This is a genomic window from Streptomyces sp. NPDC057654, assembly GCF_042800135.1.
GTDB lineage: Bacteria > Actinomycetota > Actinomycetes > Streptomycetales > Streptomycetaceae > Streptomyces.
This window is the reverse complement of record NZ_JBHVHQ010001358.1, coordinates 1-1,432: the sequence shown is the minus strand read 5'-3', so window position 1 is coordinate 1,432 and position 1,432 is coordinate 1. Positions and strand designations below refer to the sequence as shown.

The window sequence follows — 1,432 nt, the reverse complement described above, 5'->3', positions numbered from 1 at the left end:
CCGCCGAACTCTGCGGCACGCGCGACCGGGCCGTGCCGGTGGCCCTGGACCGCTTCGGGCTCCGGGTGCGCTTCACCGACCCGGCGGACCGCTCCTTCGACGCGCGGTTCGACTTCCCGGAGCCGGTACGGGACATCGCCGAACTGCGGCGCGCCATGCACACGCTCTTCGACGCCGCGGCGGGGTGACGGCCACGGCCGCGTACGGCGCCCGGTAAGGACGGTCCCCGGGCGGCGTCAGCGTCTGCCGAGGACGCTCACTCCCCGGCCGACGGCGGCTGCTCCCCGCGCAGCCGCGCGCGGACCCGCTCCACCACGTCCGCGTACCGGGCCTCGGCGCCGTAGCGCGTCGGCTCGTAATAGCGCTTGCCGTGCACCGCGTCCGGCGCGTACTGCTGGGCGGCGATCCCGCCCGGAAGGTCGTGCGGATAGAGATAGCCCTGCCCGTGGCCGAGCTTCTGCGCGCCCTTGTAGTGCCCGTCGCGCAGATGCGGCGGCACCGGGCCGGCCAGCCCGGCCCGTACGTCCGTGAGCGCGGCGTCGATCGCCAGATAGGCGGCGTTGGACTTCGGCGCGAGGGCGAGCGCGACCGTGGCCTGGCCGAGGATGATCCGGGCCTCCGGGAAGCCGATGAGCGCCACGGCCTGCGCGGCGGCGACCGTGGTCTGGAGCGCTCCTGGGTCCGCGAGGCCCACGTCCTCGCTGGCCGAGATCATCAGCCGACGGGCGATGAACCGGGGGTCCTCCCCCGCCTCGATCATGCGCGCCAGATAGTGCAGCGCCGCGTCCACGTCGGAGCCGCGGATGGACTTGATCAGCGCGCTGGCGACGTCGTAGTGCTGGTCGCCGTCGCGGTCGTACTTCACCGCCGCCTGGTTGACGGCGTCCTGGAGGGTCTCCAGCGTGATCTCGTCCTCGCCGTTGGCGATGGCCGAGCCCGCGCCCGCCTCCAGCGCGGTCAGCGCCCGGCGCGCGTCGCCGCCCGCGATGCGCAGCAGATGCGCCTCGGAGTCGGCGGGCAGCGCGACGGCCCCGCCCAGCCCCCGCTCGTCCGCGAGCGCCCGGTGCAGCAGGCCGCGCAGGTCGTCGTCGGTCAGCGACTCCAGGGTCAGCAGCAGCGACCGGGAGAGCAGCGGGGAGATGATCGAGAAGTAGGGGTTCTCGGTGGTGGCCGCGATGAGGGTCACCCAGCGGTTCTCGACGGCGGGCAGCAGCGAGTCCTGCTGGGCCTTGCTGAAGCGGTGGATCTCGTCGAGGAAGAGCACGGTCTCCTTGCCGTACCCCCCGGAGGCGCGGCGCGCGCCGTCGATGACGGCCCGCACCTCCTTGACGCCCGCGGTGATCGCGGACAGCTCCACGAACCGCTTGTTGGTGGCCTGGCTGACGACGTAGGCGAGCGTCGTCTTGCCGATGCCGGGCGGGCCCCAGAGGAT

The 1,432-nt window shown here is 73.7% G+C and carries 2 protein-coding genes; one reads left to right on the top strand and one right to left on the bottom strand.

Features of this window, described 5'->3' with window-relative positions; genetic code table 11:
* Positions 1–188, top strand: a 188-nt coding sequence (locus ACFU99_RS43610; RefSeq protein WP_384404318.1) for a DUF2470 domain-containing protein, incomplete at its 5' end; no start/stop codon positions are given.
* Positions 189–256: 68 nt separating this feature from the next.
* Here the strand turns inward: ACFU99_RS43610 and ACFU99_RS43605 are convergent.
* Positions 257–1,432 (bottom strand): replication-associated recombination protein A (locus ACFU99_RS43605; RefSeq protein WP_384404316.1); only part of this gene is annotated, 1,176 nt, incomplete at its 5' end.